Here is a 16,076-nt window from a genome sequence, read left to right on the forward strand (position 1 = left end):
TTACCCATGAAGGTCGTCGTCGTTGAAAGTCCGGCTAAAGCCAAGACAATCAACAAATATTTAGGCAAGGACTATGAAGTTCTAGCCTCCTTCGGGCACGTTCGTGACCTGCCAGCGAAGGATGGTTCGGTACGTCCGGACGAAGATTTTGCCATGTCTTGGGAGGTCGACACTGCTTCAAAAAAGCGGTTGAGCGATATTTCTTCCGCGCTGAAGGGGGCCGATGGCCTTATTCTGGCGACTGACCCTGATCGCGAAGGCGAAGCCATCTCTTGGCACGTTCTCGATGTTCTGCGTCAGAAGAAGGCGCTGAAAAAAGATATGACGGTGCAGCGCGTTGTGTTCAACGCGATCACCAAGGACGCGGTGACGGCGGCTATGGCGAAGCCGCGTGATATCGATATGCCACTGGTCGACGCCTATCTGGCGCGACGCGCACTCGACTATCTTGTCGGCTTCACGCTTTCCCCGATTCTCTGGCGCAAGCTGCCCGGTTCGCGTTCGGCGGGCCGTGTGCAGTCTGTGGCCTTGCGCCTCGTGTCGGACCGCGAAGCCGAAATCGAAAAATTTAAGGCCGAAGAATATTGGTCGCTGGAAGCCAAGCTTTCCCAATCGGGTAAGAGCTTCTTGGCGCGCCTTTTGTCGGTTGACGGCAAGAAAACCGATAAGCTCGATATCAAGACCGGCGAGAATGCTGCGGAGCTCAAAAAGCTCGTCGAGGCTGGCCAGTTCAACGTCTCCAACGTTGAAAAGAAGCCAACCAAGCGCAATCCGTACGCGCCGTTCACGACGTCCTCTCTGCAGCAGGATGCGTCATCGCGTTTGGGGCTGTCGCCCTCGCGGACGATGCAGATTGCCCAGCGCCTCTACGAAGACGGTCTAATCACTTATATGCGTACCGACGCCGTGCAGATGGCCCCTGAAGGGATCGCCATGGCGCGCTCGGTCATTGGCAAATATTTCGGCGACGAATTCCTGCCGGAAAAGGCCCGCATTTATCAGACCAAGGCCAAGAACGCACAGGAAGCGCACGAAGCGATCCGCCCAACGGATATGTTCAAGCGCCCAGAACAGCTGCATCTCGATGCGGATCAAGCCAAGCTTTATGGTTTGATCTGGCGTCGTACACTGGCCTCGCAGATGAAATCGGCTGAAATTGACCGCACCACGGTCGATATTTCGGTGAACGTGCCGGGCCGTGTCGTTGGCCTTCGTGCGACTGGCTCTGTTGTCACTTTCCCGGGCTTCCTAAAGCTCTGGGGCGTTGAAGCGAAGTCTGACGAAGACAACGAAGACGAAGACGATCGCGAGCTGCCGCCACTCGCAGTTGGTGATAAGCCAAGCCTGCAGTCCGTTGATATTGAACAACATTTCACTCAGCCGCCGAGCCGTTACACCGAGGCGAGCCTGATCAAGAAGATGGAAGAACTCGGCATTGGCCGTCCTTCCACCTATGCTGCAACGCTGTCGACACTCAGGGACCGCGATTATGTGCGGCTCGAAGGCAAAGCACTGCATCCGGAAGATCGCGGGCGCATTGTTACCGCTTTCCTCGAAAGCTTCTTCAACCGCTATGTCGAATATGGCTTCACCGCCGGATTGGAAGAGCAGCTCGACCAAGTTTCGGCGGGTGAGCTGGAATACAAGGTGCTGCTGCGTGATTTCTGGAAGGATTTCACAGCGGCCACTGAAGAGATCAAGGATCTGCGCGTTTCAGAGGTGCTTGACGCACTCAACGACATGCTCGCGAGCCGCATTTTCCCGCCAAAGGAAGACGGATCAGATCCGCGCGTTTGCCCAACTTGTGGTGAAGGCCAGCTTTCGCTGAAGCTCGGTAAATTCGGTGCCTTTATTGGTTGCTCGAATTATCCTGAGTGCAAGCACACTATGCAGCTCTCGGACGCGGCCAATGGCCAGAGCTCGGAAGCCATGGCAGGCGACGGCGTGTTGGGAACGGACCCAGAATCGGGCGAGGACGTCTTCCTCAAAACCGGTCGTTTCGGTCCTTATGTGCAGCTCGGCGATGGCAAAGAGCCAAAGCGCTCATCGCTGCCGAAGGGGTGGGATGCGCCATCTCTGACGCTTGAAAAGGCTCTGCAATTGCTGAGTCTGCCACGTGAAGTTGGTCTGCACCCGGAAAGCGGCTTGCCAATCCAAGCTGGTCTTGGTCGCTATGGACCGTTCATTCTGCATGACGGCAAATACGCCAATTTGCCGGACGTAGAAGAAGTGTTCACTGTTGGCATCAACCGTGCGGTTGATCTGATCGCGCAGAAGGCCGCTGGCGGCTTTAAGCGTGGTGGCGGCACGGCTGTGGCAGCCATTCAAACATTTGAGCACGACGGTGGGCCGATTACGGTTCGCGCGGGTCGCTATGGCCCCTATGTGAACCAGGGCAAGATCAACGCGACCATTCCGAAGGATGTTGCGCCAGAGGCCGTAACGCTTGATCAGGCGATTGCCTGGATTGCGGCGCGCGCTGAAGTGGCAGGTACCAAGAAGAAGGCCGCGCCGAAGAAGGCGGCTGCTAAGAAGCCTGCCGCTAAGAAGGCGACCACCAAGAAAGCCGCTGCGGCTGAAGATGGTGCCGAAAAGGCTGCGCCTAAGAAGCGTGTAACCAAGAAGGCTGCCGCTGCTGCCGAAGACGGGGTGGAACCTCCGGTCAAGAAAACTGCTGCGAAAAAGGCCCCGGCAAAGAAGGCCGCGCCAAAGGCAATCGATCCAGAAGACGTACCGTTCTGAGGTTTGGTCGAACGAAATTGAAAAAGCCGCCGGGGTTCTCGGCGGCTTTTTTGTTTTGGGCCTGGTGTTAGCTCTAGCCCATGGTGCGTTCGATGACCGAGAGCCAGTTGTCTTGGGCGATCTTTCTGACCAGGGTCTGGCCGTACCCTTTGTCGAGGAGGGCTTTGAGAAGTTTTGGGACGCCGGTAACGTCTTTCAACTCCTTAGGCATTTGCGCGCCGTCAAAGTCACTCCCGAGCGCCACGCCGTCTTCACCCAAAGCGTCAACGAGGGCGTCGATATGGCGGACCATAATCTCAAGCGGTGTGTTGGTGTCCCATTTGCCGTCAGGACGGAGGAAGCCAGTGGCGTAGTTGAGGCCAACAACGCCCGCAGACTCCTTGATCGCGGCTAGCTGCCAAGCGGTCAGATTGCGGGCGCTGGGGGAAATGGCGTGGACGTTGGAATGGGTGGCGACCAAAGGCTTGGTGGAAAGGCGCGCTACATCGCGGAAACCAGCAGCGTTAAGATGGGAGAGATCGATCATTACCCCGCGCTTGTCGCAGAGTTTTATGAGGTCCTTGCCCGCGTCCGTAAGGCCCGGGCCGATGTCAGGATCGACATTGTGTAGGAAGGGGACGCCGGTGCCAAAAACATTGGCGCGGCTCCAGGTAATGCCAATGGAGCGTAGGCCTGCGGCGTAGAGCACCTCAAAGCTATCGAATTTCACATCGATCGCCTCCGCGCCTTCGATATGAAAAATTGCCGCTAATTTTTTGTTTTTAATGGCATTTTGCACGTCACCTGCGGTGCGGCAGACGGCTAGGGCGCCAGCGCGTTCGAGTTTGTAAAGCAGCGAAACCATTTCGATGGTCGAGGCAAGCGCATCGCGCACAAAGAGATTGGGAGGGAGTTGACCAGCGGAACTCGTGGGGCTGGAGACAACTGAAGCCACGTCGGCCTTGAGCGGCGGCGGGAAAATGGCGAAGAAGCCACCCGTCATACCGGCCTGATTGGCGCGGGGAAAATCGAGCTGGCCATCTATTGTGCCGTCGACAAACATTGCGATTTTGTCGGGCCGCGAGCTGTCTACCAGGCGAAGCAGGGTATCGTTGTGGCCGTCGAAAAAGGGAATGGTCATCGAATCGTCTCCGTCAGACCAAGACGGTAGCCGCTTCTTGTGGTGAAGTTGAGTAACGGACGCTCAATAATGAAACGCCGCCTCCCGAAGGAAGCGGCGGTGTTCATGTAAAGCTTGAACTCAGTCTTGGTGGGTGAAGACGGTTTTACCGCCCACCAAAGTGCGCATCACCTTGCCGGTCATGCGCGCGCCTTCAAAGGCGGTGTTGCGCGACTTGGAAACCAGAGCGCTCTCTTGCACCTGCCAGGGGTAGTCGAGATCTATGAGGACCAGGTCTGCCGGCGCGCCTTTAGCAATGCGACCGCTTTCAAGGCCGAGAATCTGGGCTGGGCGGATTGTCATAGCTTTCAAAACGGTATGCAGGTCCAGATCGTCCGAGTGAACGAAGCGCAGCGCCGCGGCCAAGAGTGTCTCCAAACCAATCGCGCCATTCGAGGCTTCAGCGAATGGACGGCGTTTCACTTCACTATCCTGCGGATCGTGATCGGAATGGATGGTGTCAATGACGCCAGACCGCAGGCCTTCGATGAGCGCACGGCGGTCGTCTTCGCTGCGCAACGGAGGGTTTACCTTGAAATAGGTGCGATAGCGACCGATGTCGTTTTCGTTCAGGCAGAGGTTGTTGATCGAAACGCCAGCGGTTGCCTTGGAATTGCGCGACTTCGCAAACTTCAGCAGCGTAAGCGAGTTCTCGGTCGAGATTTGCGCTGCGTGGTAGCGAACGCCGGTCGCGAGTGCGAGCTGAAGATCGCGCGCCAATGGCACGGTCTCCACTTCGCGCGATAGGCCCTTCAAGCCCAGAACGGTGGCAAAGAGTCCTGAGTTCATTACGCCTTCACCAGCCAGATCGGCGTCGAAAACGTGGTGAACGAAAGGCATGTCGTAGTTGGCAGCGTAACTCAGGGCGCTGCGGAGGAGCGAATTCGACTGGATCGAATTTGCGCCATCGGTGAGGCACACAGCCCCAGCTTCCTTAAGAAGGCCGAACTCGGTGATTTCCTTGCCCTGAAGGCCCCGGGTGATGGCTGCAGAGGGCAGCACGCGAGCGAGAGACTGTGCTTCTGCGCGACGGATGAGGAAGTCGACAATTGCACTGTCGTCCACCACAGGCGTGGTGTCGGGCATCATGACGAAGCTGGTGACGCCACCGGCGACGGCGGCCTTACCGGCCGAAGCCAAAGTCTCGCGATACTCTTTGCCGGGTTCTCCGACGAAGACGCGCATGTCGATAAGGCCGGGCGCAAGCACCTGACCATTTGCGTTGATGACTTCGGCGCCGTCTGGCACGCCAACGGGACCGTTGAGCGCGATGTCTGTGATGACGCCGTTTTCAATCAGAACCGCGCCGGGATGATCGGTGCCGGAGGCTGGATCAACAATGCGGGCATTTTCGATGAGGACGGGCCGGGTCATGCGTCGTTCCTATTGAGCAGAGCATCGAGCACGGCCATGCGTGCGGCAACGCCCATTTCCACTTGATCGGTGATGACTGAGCGCGCGCTATCGGCGATCGCTGGGTCGATTTCGACGCCGCGGTTCATTGGACCGGGGTGCATGACGATCGCGTCGGACTTCGCGAAGCCGAGCTTGCGTTCATCGAGGCCGTAAAAGTGGAAGTATTCACGCACCGAGGGGATCATCTTGCCGCTAGCGCGTTCATGCTGCAGGCGCAGCATCATCACCACGTCCGCGCCCTTTAGGCCCTGTTCCATATCGGTATAAACCTCAGTCGCGAGGTGTTCTATGCCGGAGGGCAGGAGGGTTTTTGGTGCGATGACCCGGGTGCGAACATGGAGCGCTCCGAGGAGCAGTAAGTTCGAGCGGGCAACACGCGAATTGGCGATGTCGCCGCAGATTGCAACGGTCAGGCCCGCAAGTGTGCCCTTGTGGTTGCGAATGGTGAGGGCGTCGAGGAGAGCCTGGGTCGGGTGCTCGTGCGCGCCGTCGCCCGCGTTGACCACCGAGCAGCCAACCTTCTGGCTGAGCAGTTCGACCGCGCCGGAAGAACCGTGACGCACTACCAGCACATCGGGGCGCATGGCGTTGAGCGTGGCAGCGGTGTCGATCAGCGTTTCGCCTTTAGTGACGGAGCTGGTCTTCACCGACATGTTCACGACCGTAGCGCCGAGGCGCTTGCCCGCGATTTCGAACGAGGACTGGGTCCGCGTCGACGGCTCGAAGAAGAGGTTGATTTGTGTCTTCCCCGCCAAAGTGTTGAGCGACTTACGCTCTTGGCGGCTGACAGCAATCATCCGTTCGGCACGATCAAGCAGTTCGATAATCTCGTGCTGCTTGAGGTCGGCAATAGAAATCAGATGGCGCTGGCGGAAGGGCGGGAAGTCACCGGATTGCCCGGCGACGGATGGAGAAGTGTCCTGCGGCATGTCGCATCCCTAGCGATTTGGTGCGGTCTATCGGCTGGGGGCGCGATGAGCAAGCCCCTCACGAATTTATCCCCGCCGGAGCCGGTCCAGCGCCCCCTGCAGAATATAGCTGGCGGCCAGTTTGTCGACCACTTCGGCGCGACGGTCACGGCGCATATCTGCGTCGATCATCATGCGCGTGACGGCAGATGTGGAGAGGCGCTCATCCCAATAAGCAATGGGCAAGTTGACCTTGGGGGCGAGGTTGCGGGCGAAGGCGCGTGTCGATTGCACGCGGGGGCCTTCCGAGCCGTCCATATTGAGGGGGAGACCCAAAATGATCGCAACGATTTGATTCTGTGCGATCAATTCGATGATGCGCTCAGCGTCCTGAGTGAACTTGGTTCGTTTGATGGTTTCAATCGGGGTCGCGGAGTAGCGCATGCCATCACTGATCGCGACACCAATGGTTTTCGTGCCGAGGTCCAACCCCAAAATCTTGCCGGAAGGCGGAATGTCGGAGAGCGGATTATTGTCGTCGGTCACTGAATGGGTACTCATTGGATTGATTGGGTCTGTCCTATAGGGTGCGGGGCAAAATGGCGATGAAAAAGACTTCCCTATGAAACTCACTTGGTTCGGCAATACGGCATTTCGCATACATGCAGGTGGGAAGATCCTCGTCATTGATGCTCAAGGCGCAGTTGGGGTTGACCATAAGGAACTGTGTTCCGGAGCGGATGTGCTGCTGCAGACGAGCGCGCCGGTCGACGTGATCTCTGGCAGCAGCTGGAAGCCGATGCCGCGGCAGCGCTTGCTCGATGCGGATGGGGCGCTCCGTGAGGTTGTGGTCGCAAAGCTCGGGCTGGGGGCGTTTGTCTTTGATTCAGAGGATGAGCCGCCCTTGTTGCTTCTCTCCGAGTCTGTGCCCGAGCTCGGGAAATGGGCCGATAAGGCTGTGGTTCTTATTGCCGGGGGCGATTTGGCAGGGCTTGCCGACACGCTGACGGATGCCGCCGCGCCGCGACTGATCGCCCTAGCTGGAGGCGATGAAGAGATTGGCGCCGCCTTTGAAATTCTAAGATCTAAACTGGATGGCACCGGCGTTGTGGCGCTGGAACATGGGCTTGCTGTGGAAGCGTAATCGCGCCACGGTGCCATTTCGATTGTCTTTTGATACCGGGCATTGCTAATAACGCCCCAATACGCCGTTCTCGCTGGAGTTTGCCATGTCTGTCGACGCCAATACCGTCAAGCGCATCGGGCGCCTTGCCCGCATCCGCATCGAAGAAGACGAAGTCGCTGGCTACCAGACCGAAATCAATTCGATCCTCGGCTTTGTCGAGCAGTTGTCTGAAATTAACGTCGATGGTGTTGAGCCAATGACATCGGTCATGCCGATGACCCTGCGCCGCCGTGACGACGCGGTCACCGACGGCAACATCGCCGAAAAGATCGTCAAGAACGCCCCATTGACCGAAGATAACTTCTTCATGGTCCCCAAGGTCGTTGAATAATATGGCGGTTTCCATCGCCATTGAGACCCCTTTGCAGGACGGCGTGCGCGAGCTCGTCGCTCAGCTCAACGCTTTCCTGCTGCCCACCTCGCCAGTTGAATTCCAGTTCAAGATGACTGTGGAACAAATGGCGGGTGAGGACACGACGGTTTTTGTCGCTCGCGACGAAAACGGCGTGGCTGTCGGCATGGGGGCACTCAAGGTGCATGGTCCCGAGCTTGGCGAAGTCAAACGCATGTTCACCCTGCCGTCCGTTCGCGGGCAGCGTGTTGGCACTCTATTGCTCGACCGAATCGTCGGCTTGGCGCGGGAGAAGGATCTTCCCATCGTCATGCTCGAAACTGGACCAGAAGACGGCATGGCGGACGCCCATCGTCTTTATGGGCGTTACGGGTTCTCCCGTCGCGGTCCGTTTCTCGACTATCCAGAAAGCCCCTGGTCCAACTTTTTTGAATTGAAGCTGACGGCACCCGCCTTCGCTGGTTGAGCGCAGCCGACGCTGAAGAGAAAGAAACTCCATTGACCGATCTTACCCGTCTGAGCATCGCCGAAGCCCGCAAGGGCCTCACCGAAAAGACGTTTACTGCGACCGAGCTGACTGAGGCCTATGTCTCGGCTATCGACGCAGGCAATGCGGCGCTGAATGCCTATGTCGTTACGACGCCGGATAAGGCGCGCGAAATGGCGGCAGCATCGGATGCCAAGATTGCTGCCGGTACGGCTGGCACGCTTGAAGGCATTCCACTGGGCGTGAAGGATCTGTTTGCGACCAAGGGCGTCCACACCCAGGCCGCTTCGCACATCCTTGATGGCTTCAAGCCGGAATACGAATCGACCGTCACCGCAAACCTGTGGCGCGATGGTGCCGTGATGCTGGGCAAGCTCAACATGGACGAGTTCGCCATGGGTTCGTCCAACGAAACCTCGTACTACGGTCCTGCGATCAATCCTTTCCGCGCTGAAGGTTCGGAAGAAAAATTGGTTGCCGGTGGGTCATCGGGCGGTTCGGCAGCGGCTGTTGCTGGCTGGCTCTGCGCTGGCGCGACCGCAACCGACACTGGTGGCTCGATCCGTCAGCCAGCTGCCTTCACCGGCACTGTTGGCATTAAGCCGACCTATGGTCGTGCATCGCGTTGGGGCACTGTTGCTTACGCGTCTTCGCTCGATCAGGCTGGCCCAATTGCCCGCACTGTTGAAGACGCAGCGCTGCTGCTGACCTCGATGTCCGGCTTTGATGCCAAGGATTCGACTTCGGTCAACATCCCGGTTCCAGATTTCGCGGCTGCGGTTGAGCGTGGCGTAAAGGGCATCACCATTGGTGTTCCGCGCGAATACCGCATGGACGGCATGCCAGAGAAAATTGAAAACCTCTGGAAGCAGGGCCTCGAATGGCTCAAGGCTGAAGGCGCAACCGTCAAGGACATCTCGCTGCCACACACCAAGTATGCCCTCCCGGCCTACTACGTTGTTTCGCCAGCAGAAGCTTCCTCGAACCTCGCGCGTTATGACGGCGTGAAGTATGGTCTCCGTGTGTCCGGTAAGGACATCACCGACATGTACGAACTCACCCGCGCTGCCGGTTTCGGTCGCGAAGTGAAGCGTCGTATCATGATCGGCACCTATGTGCTGTCGGCAGGCTACTATGATGCCTACTACGTCAAGGCGCAGAAGGTTCGCACGCTGATCAAGAAGGACTTCGAGGATGCGTTCAACGCAGGCGTTGACGCGATCCTGACCCCAGCGACCCCATCTTCTGCCTTCGCTATTGGCGATGCAAAGCTGGCCGCTGATCCGGTTGCGATGTATCTCAACGACATCTTCACCGTGACTGTGAACATGGCAGGTCTGCCGGGTATTGCTGTGCCAGCCGGTAAGGATGGCAAGGGTCTGCCGCTCGGTCTGCAGCTGATCGGTAAGCCATTTGACGAAGAGACTCTCTTCGCCGCAGCGCGCGTCATCGAGAAGAGCGCCGGTGGTGATTTTGCACCCAAGCAGTGGTGGTAAGACCCCACTAAACCCCTAGATCAGGTGGCGGCGCTTGATTGTGCCGCCTTTCCGCATTATTTCCGGGTCATGCACAAGTTGAAACTGGTAATGACGCCTCCAGCCGAGGCGCCCGGGCCAACAGGAACATCACCGATGGCCGCAGATATTTTTACGACGCTCGACTGGTCTGAGCCGCCGAAGGATATGAGTAAGCCGTTGCAGGCGCTCTGGTGGCTCAAGAAAGGCGAGTTCCGTATTGGCATGGAATGGGAGCGCGCGCACGCGATCGTCCAGTCGATGGAAGGTGTGCAGGCGTTCGATTGGGTCCATGCCTTGATGCATTGGATTGAAGCCGATCTCGCCAATGCCGACTATTGGTATCGCCGCGCCGGTAAGCGCCGCGCGACGGCGAGCGTTTCCACAGAATGGGAACACATGGCCGCTGCGTTAAGCGAAGTGACCAAGCACTAAGTGCACGCGTAACCCGTGATTGAATTGCCGCTCTCTGGGAACAGGGGGCGGCAATTTCTTTTGACGAAGGCACAGGGGCCTGAAAGTGGCATTAGGCTGGCATTTATGGGCCTGTGGAGGGGCACCGTTGTCGTTCTATTTGGCGTTTTGCGCGCACGAGCCAAGCCCATAGGACGCGAAAGCGTAATGGGAATAAGTGCTTGAAGAGGGGAGCTTGGGCAGGCAGCCGAGAGGGGCCTCGGGGGCTTATTTTACCTCAGAAGTAAACGCTGAGGAGAGATGAAGGGATGCTTTGTGCGGATGGGGGCCGCAAGCTAGGCTTTTTCTGTTCCCTGCCGGACCGAGCGTACCGAAACCGCCATTGGTGGCATTGAAAAGCGGGTGGAATACATGTCACAATTTTCCGAGCTTTTTTGACTGGATACGCTTGTGACTGCCGCTAAACTTCCCGCGCAATGCGAGACAAAAGAAGACGTTCGTTTCGAGATCGACCGCATTGATCGGGCGCTGTTGAATTTGTTTGCGGAACGCCACGCTTATGTCACGCGCATGGCTGAGATTAAAACCGATCCGCATGAAGCGTTTGACCCGGTGCGTATCGAAGCAATTATTTCCAAGGTTCGCGCGCTCAGCGTTGAGCAGGACTTGGATGAAGATCAGGCCGAGCTGATTTGGCGGACGCTGATCGATTGGAACATCAATTTCGAAAAGGGCATTATTGCCGCCCGTCGCCGGGCAAAATAGGAAATTTCCATGCGTGTCTCTCAGCCGGATCGTGATCTTGACTGGGAAGCACTGGGCTCATTGGCTTTTGCCTCCTGGCAGCAAAGCGAATTTGGAGCGCAGGATGCTGGGCGCTGTGATCGCGAAAAGCTGTTTGCAGAGTTTTGCACCTTTTGTCGCGACAAGTCGGAAACCATGCATGTTGCGACAATCGGCGATGTGCCAGTGGGCTGGGGCGCAAGGGAATTTTCCGATAATGTGATTTCTGACCTGTGGGTCGCACCATTTGCGCAAAGCCAAGGCATCGGTGCGGCCTTGCTTGCAGCGCTGGAAGAGGTTATCGCCAACGCAGGCTACACTTTCGTGGAGCTTGAAACCTCGGCCGGCAACACCGGGGCGGTACGCTTCTACGAGCGCAACGGATATATTCCGGTGTGGCGCGGTATGAAGTTTTCCGCCAGCCTGAACTACGAACTCGACAAGATTCGCTTCCGCAAGGCATTGCCGGAAGCGGCATAGGACTGCCGAAACATGACACTCGTTGACACCCGTACTCCCGACAAAAAGCGTCTGATCTCCGGTTCGACCGGCGATTGGGAAGTGATCATTGGTATGGAAGTGCACGCGCAAGTGACCAGCGAAAGCAAGCTGTTCTCTGGCTCGTCGACCGCTTTCGGTAATCCTCCTAATGCGAACGTCAGCTTTGTTGATGCCGCCATGCCCGGCATGCTGCCGACCATCAACGAAGAATGCGTGCGTCAGGCTGTGCGCACAGGTCTGGGTCTGAAGGCTCAGATCAACAAGCGCTCGGTCTTTGACCGCAAAAACTATTTCTACCCTGACTTGCCGCAGGGTTATCAGATTTCGCAGTTCAAGGACCCAATCGTTGGCGAAGGTGTGATCACCATCGACGTCGATGGGGAAACCATTGAGATCGGTGTCGAACGTCTGCACCTTGAGCAGGACGCGGGTAAGTCGATCCACGATCAGCACCCAAACATGAGCTTTGTTGACCTGAACCGTTCGGGCGTCGCCCTGATGGAAATCGTCTCCAAGCCCGACCTGCGTTCGTCCGAAGAAGCCAAGGAGTATCTCTCCAAGCTTCGTGCTATCCTGCGTTATCTCGGTACTTGCGACGGCAATATGGAGCAGGGCTCCATGCGTGCTGACGTGAACGTATCGGTACGTCGTCCGGGTGGCGAATTCGGTACGCGTTGCGAAATCAAGAACGTCAATTCGATCCGTTTCGCGGGTCAGGCGATTGAATATGAAGCCCGTCGCCAGATCGACATTCTGGAAGATGGTGGCTCGATCGATCAGGAAACGCGCCTGTTTGACCCGAAGAACGGTGAAACGCGCGCTATGCGTTCGAAGGAAGAAGCGCACGATTATCGCTACTTCCCAGATCCAGACTTGCTGCCACTTGAATTCGACGATGCTTTCGTCGCGGCTTTGGCTGAAAATCTGCCAGAACTGCCAGACGAAAAGCAGGCACGTTTTGTGCGCGATTTTGGTGTCACCAAGTATGACGCGCATGTGCTGACGCTCGAACGCGAAACCGCTGACTTCTTCGAAAGCATCGTGGCGCACGGCGGCAGCAAGCGCGACGGCAAGGCTGTTGCGAATATCCTCAATGGTGACGTGGCTGCTTTCGCAAACAGCGAAGGCAAGGCAGTTTACGAAACCCACATCACCCCAGCGCAGATTGCTGGTGTGGTTGACCTGATTGCTGCGGGCACGATCTCGTCGAAGGGCGGCAAGGACGTGCTGCAGATCATCATCTCGGAAGAGAAAGACGGTGATCCGGCAGCTATCGTTGAAGCCCGTGGCCTAAAGCAAGTGACCGATCTTGGCGCGATTGAAAAGATCGTGGACGACATCATCGCCGCCAACCCGGAACAGGTTGAGAAGGTTAAGGCGAAGCCAAGCATGATGGGCTGGTTTGTCGGTCAGGCGATGAAGGCTTCCGGTGGCAAGGCCAATCCGCAGGCTCTCAACGATCTCATGAAGCAGAAGCTCGGGATCGAGTAAGAACGCGGGTCTGGATGCAGATCCAGTCAGAACGTTGAATGAATGGAAAACCCGGCCACTGAGCCGGGTTTTTGTTTTTACATCGTCGGCACAGTGCCTGGAGAGGGCGGCGGCGGCACGTCGGGCCCCGGCGTGGGCGGAATGGGGTCTTCCACCGGCGGCTGGTGTGGCGGCACCTCCTGGGGCTCTGGAGGCACAGGATCTACGGGCTGGGGTTGGGGCGGTTCAGGTTGCGGCGGTACACCCGGGATTGGCTCTGGCACTGGAATTGGGTCTGGCATGGCGCGCTCCTTTGCTGGGAAGCGAACGGGTCCAAACCCGAAGGGTTCCTAGCGTTTTCGCAGGAGTTTCTGGATGCGGCCGTCAATGAAAAGCAGGCCGAAGAAGATCACCAACATGCCTAGGATTTGGATGGGCAAGATCGCCTCGCCCAAAAGGAAGGTGCCCAAAATCAGCGTGGAGATTGGCGCAATAAAGGTTGTGGTGGCGAAATTGGTCGCGCCAACGCGCGGAAGAATTCGATACATGATCAGAAAGGTGAGGGCCGTCGATAAGAGGCCCAGGCCGAGTAAGGAGCCGAGTGTTTCAATCTGCGTAATCTGTGGCAGGCCGTTGAGGCTTAACGCTACCGGCAGGCTCAATATGGCCGAGCCCGTAAGCGCGATGGCGGCGAAGGCGGTCGGCTCGACATGCTTGTAGGAGCGAGTGATGTTGAGTGAGAGCGCATAGCACAGCGTTGCCGCGAGACAGGCGCCGACGGCCCATAGTGCCGTGTTGCCGCCGCTTTGCAGGGCGGGTGACACCAGAATGGCAGCGCCAACGAAGCCAATGCCTACACCGATGAATTTACGGGGGCCGGATTTTTCACCGCCGGGCCAGAAGTGGGACATGATCGCAGTCATCATTGGGGTGAGCGCATTGATGATGGCGGCAACACCACTGGCGAGGTGGGCTTGTGCCGTTGGAAACAGCGCAAAAGGAATGGCATAGGCGATGACGCCGAGAAGGGCCAACTGCCCCCAGAGCTTAGGATCGCGCGGAACGGGTTTTTTCAGCAGGAAAAGGATTGCCCAACAGCCGATGGCCCCAATGCCGACCCGCAAGGTTGTGATCCAGAGCGGGCTGAGTTCGCGAATGAGAACGGCATTGAAAATAAATGAGCAGCCCCAGATAGATCCTAAGAGAACAATCCAACACCAATCACGCAGACTCATTATCGCCACTCCAATAGATGCGTTGGTCTACGCCTGCGCTGGAGTGGCGTCGAACCGATTTTGACAATGGGGGCGATCGATTTTGGTGATGGATAAAGAAAAGGCCGGATCGCTCCGGCCTATTTTACATTTTGCCAAGGGCGAGTTGTTTCAACGCCTCGGGGTAGATGCGGTGTTCTTCCACCAGAACGCGAGCCGCGAGGGTGTCTTCTGTGTCGTCGGGCAGAACGGGGACGCGGGCTTGCAGGATCGCGTCGCCTTCGTCGAGACCGGGCGTCACAAAGTGGACGGTGCAGCCGTGTTCCATTTCACCCGCCGCGAGAACGCGGGCATGGGTGTCGAGGCCTTTGTAGGCTGGGAGCAGGGAGGGGTGGATGTTGATCATCCGACCTTCCCAGCGGTTGACGAAGTCCTCACCCAGAACGCGCATGAAACCGGCGAGGCAGACAATATCGACCTCCCAGCTTTCGAGCATGAGGGTCATGGTGTCTTCGAACATTTCCCGACTGGGGAACTTGCTCTGCGCCAGCGAGGCTGTGGCAATGCCGTGGCTCGCCGCGATCTCAAGACCGGGCGCGGCTGCCTTGTTGGACAGCACGCCGACGATCTCGGCTGGAAAATCGGGAGCCTTTGCGGCCTCGATGAGCGCGCTCATGTTTGAGCCGCGCCCCGAGATCAGAATGGCGACCTTTTTCTTGCTCATAGAGCGAGCTTGCCGCGGAAGGTCACAGGTTCGCCCGTGCGCTCGGTCAACTGACCGACGACAGCTGCGATTTCACCATTAGCGGTGAGCGAGGCGACCAGCTTCTCAGCATCTGCCGGCGCGACAGCAACCAGCATGCCGACGCCGCAATTGAAGGTGCGGAGCATTTCGCGCTCTTCCATGCCGCCAACCTTGCTCATCCAGCTAAAGACGGCAGGAACGGTGACCGCATCGAGATCGACGTCAGCGGCGAGGTGGTCAGGCAGTACGCGCGGGATATTGTCGATGAAGCCGCCGCCGGTGATGTGCGCGAGGGCTTTAATACCCAGACCTTCCTTGAGCGCAGCCAGCAGTGGCTTCACATAGATGCGGGTCGGCTCGAGCAGGGCTTCTGCGAGGGTTTTGCCTTCAGCAAATGGTGCTGGTGCGTCCCAGGCGAGGCCGGAGAGGTCAACGATCTTGCGAACGAGCGAGTAACCGTTGGAGTGGACGCCAGACGAGGCGATGGCAACCAGCGTATCACCAGCGGCGATATCGGCGCGTGGAAGGAGGGTGCCACGTTCGGCGGCGCCAACGGCAAAGCCTGCGAGGTCATAATCATTGCCATGATACATGCCGGGCATTTCAGCGGTTTCGCCGCCGATCAGTGCGCAACCGGCCAGGCGGCAACCGTGGGCAATGCCTTCGACAATCGCCGTGCCCTGAGCCACGTCAAGTTTGCCGGTGGCGAAATAGTCGAGGAAGAAAAGGGGCTCGGCACCCTGAACGACAAGGTCGTTGACGCACATGGCGACCAGATCTTGGCCGATGGTGTTGTGCTTGCCCGTGTCGATAGCGATCTTGAGCTTGGTCCCGACACCATCATTGGCGGCAACCAGAACTGGATCTTTGAAACCTGCGGCCCTTAAATCAAAAAGACCACCAAATCCGCCGATCTCGCCGTCGGCGCCGGGGCGTCGGGTGGACTTCACTGCGGGCTTGATGGCCTCTACCAGAGCATTGCCGGCGTCGATATCGACCCCTGCCTGCTTGTAAGAAAGCCCATTAGGTGGCAGGTGTGGTGTGTCGGACATGAGCCTGGTGCCAAATGCTGAGGATAGCGGGCAGAGTGAACCGCGCGCCACCGGGGTTGGTTGAAACTTTCGGTGTTGGCCGTTAGACGGCTGATAGCTTCTCGATTTCCTATAAGCAAGGGCTACACGCAGC

At 57.8% G+C, this 16,076-nt stretch carries 16 protein-coding genes; 9 read left to right on the forward strand and 7 right to left on the reverse strand.

What is annotated here, in order from left to right; genetic code table 11:
• Window positions 1–6 precede the first annotated feature (6 nt).
• Window positions 7–2,742 carry a type I DNA topoisomerase gene (topA, locus tag HKD40_RS00925; protein WP_169193842.1) on the forward strand — a complete coding sequence of 912 codons (2,736 nt, stop codon included), beginning with the start codon at window positions 7–9 and terminating at the stop codon, window positions 2,740–2,742.
• A gap of 73 nt (window positions 2,743–2,815) precedes the next feature.
• Here the strand turns inward: topA and HKD40_RS00930 are convergent, their stop codons facing one another.
• The 4 genes from HKD40_RS00930 to ruvX all read right to left on the reverse strand — a co-directional run bounded on the left by HKD40_RS00930 (window position 2,816) and on the right by ruvX (window position 6,786).
• The gene (locus HKD40_RS00930) at window positions 2,816–3,862 is read right to left on the reverse strand and encodes a dipeptidase (protein WP_169193843.1); all 1,047 of its coding nucleotides are present in this window, start codon (window positions 3,860–3,862) and stop codon (window positions 2,816–2,818) included.
• A gap of 120 nt (window positions 3,863–3,982) precedes the next feature.
• Window positions 3,983–5,275 (reverse strand): dihydroorotase, encoded by a 1,293-nt coding sequence (gene pyrC, locus HKD40_RS00935; RefSeq protein WP_169193844.1) that lies wholly within the window; start codon window positions 5,273–5,275, stop codon window positions 3,983–3,985.
• Window positions 5,272–6,246, reverse strand: coding sequence for an aspartate carbamoyltransferase catalytic subunit (locus HKD40_RS00940; protein WP_169193845.1), 975 nt, complete (start codon window positions 6,244–6,246; stop codon window positions 5,272–5,274). The genes pyrC and HKD40_RS00940 overlap by 4 nt, the downstream gene beginning before the upstream one ends.
• A gap of 66 nt (window positions 6,247–6,312) precedes the next feature.
• A complete protein-coding gene (gene ruvX / locus HKD40_RS00945) occupies window positions 6,313–6,786 on the reverse strand; it encodes a Holliday junction resolvase RuvX (RefSeq protein ID WP_169193846.1) in 474 nt (157 codons plus the stop codon).
• Window positions 6,787–6,847: 61 nt separating this feature from the next.
• Between ruvX and HKD40_RS00950 the strand changes: the two genes are divergently transcribed.
• The 8 genes from HKD40_RS00950 (at window position 6,848) to gatB (ending at window position 12,953) form a co-directional block, all read left to right on the forward strand.
• On the forward strand, window positions 6,848–7,369 hold the full coding sequence (locus HKD40_RS00950) for a hypothetical protein (protein ID WP_169193847.1): 522 nt from the start codon (window positions 6,848–6,850) through the stop codon (window positions 7,367–7,369).
• Between the two features lie 85 nt (window positions 7,370–7,454).
• Window positions 7,455–7,742: an Asp-tRNA(Asn)/Glu-tRNA(Gln) amidotransferase subunit GatC gene (gene gatC, locus HKD40_RS00955; protein ID WP_169193848.1), complete on the forward strand. Its 288-nt coding sequence runs from the start codon at window positions 7,455–7,457 to the stop codon at window positions 7,740–7,742.
• A gap of 1 nt (window position 7,743) precedes the next feature.
• Window positions 7,744–8,229 (forward strand): GNAT family N-acetyltransferase, encoded by a 486-nt coding sequence (locus HKD40_RS00960; RefSeq protein WP_169193849.1) that lies wholly within the window; start codon window positions 7,744–7,746, stop codon window positions 8,227–8,229.
• 32 nt (window positions 8,230–8,261) lie between these two features.
• Entirely contained in the window at window positions 8,262–9,746 is a 1,485-nt protein-coding gene (gene gatA, locus HKD40_RS00965; RefSeq protein ID WP_169193850.1) for an Asp-tRNA(Asn)/Glu-tRNA(Gln) amidotransferase subunit GatA, read from the forward strand.
• 135 nt (window positions 9,747–9,881) lie between these two features.
• A complete protein-coding gene (locus tag HKD40_RS00970) occupies window positions 9,882–10,199 on the forward strand; it encodes a hypothetical protein (protein WP_169193851.1) in 318 nt (105 codons plus the stop codon).
• A gap of 429 nt (window positions 10,200–10,628) precedes the next feature.
• Window positions 10,629–10,943 carry a chorismate mutase gene (locus HKD40_RS00975; protein ID WP_169193852.1) on the forward strand — a complete coding sequence of 105 codons (315 nt, stop codon included), beginning with the start codon at window positions 10,629–10,631 and terminating at the stop codon, window positions 10,941–10,943.
• Between the two features lie 9 nt (window positions 10,944–10,952).
• Window positions 10,953–11,441: a GNAT family N-acetyltransferase gene (locus HKD40_RS00980; protein ID WP_169193853.1), complete on the forward strand. Its 489-nt coding sequence runs from the start codon at window positions 10,953–10,955 to the stop codon at window positions 11,439–11,441.
• 12 nt (window positions 11,442–11,453) lie between these two features.
• Window positions 11,454–12,953: an Asp-tRNA(Asn)/Glu-tRNA(Gln) amidotransferase subunit GatB gene (gene gatB, locus HKD40_RS00985; protein WP_169193854.1), complete on the forward strand. Its 1,500-nt coding sequence runs from the start codon at window positions 11,454–11,456 to the stop codon at window positions 12,951–12,953.
• A gap of 329 nt (window positions 12,954–13,282) precedes the next feature.
• On the opposite strand, the gene HKD40_RS00990 is transcribed toward gatB, so the two are convergent.
• From HKD40_RS00990 to purM, 3 genes are all read right to left on the reverse strand, one after another.
• A complete protein-coding gene (locus HKD40_RS00990; protein ID WP_169193855.1) occupies window positions 13,283–14,167 on the reverse strand; it encodes a DMT family transporter in 885 nt (294 codons plus the stop codon).
• Between the two features lie 124 nt (window positions 14,168–14,291).
• The gene (gene purN, locus HKD40_RS00995) at window positions 14,292–14,870 is read right to left on the reverse strand and encodes a phosphoribosylglycinamide formyltransferase (protein ID WP_169193856.1); all 579 of its coding nucleotides are present in this window, start codon (window positions 14,868–14,870) and stop codon (window positions 14,292–14,294) included.
• Window positions 14,867–15,943 carry a phosphoribosylformylglycinamidine cyclo-ligase gene (purM, locus tag HKD40_RS01000; RefSeq protein ID WP_169193857.1) on the reverse strand — a complete coding sequence of 359 codons (1,077 nt, stop codon included), beginning with the start codon at window positions 15,941–15,943 and terminating at the stop codon, window positions 14,867–14,869. Before purM ends, purN begins: the two co-directional genes overlap by 4 nt.
• Window positions 15,944–16,076 lie beyond the last annotated feature (133 nt).

The organism is Devosia sp. MC1541, from assembly GCF_012847305.1.
Taxonomy (GTDB): domain Bacteria; phylum Pseudomonadota; class Alphaproteobacteria; order Rhizobiales; family Devosiaceae; genus Devosia.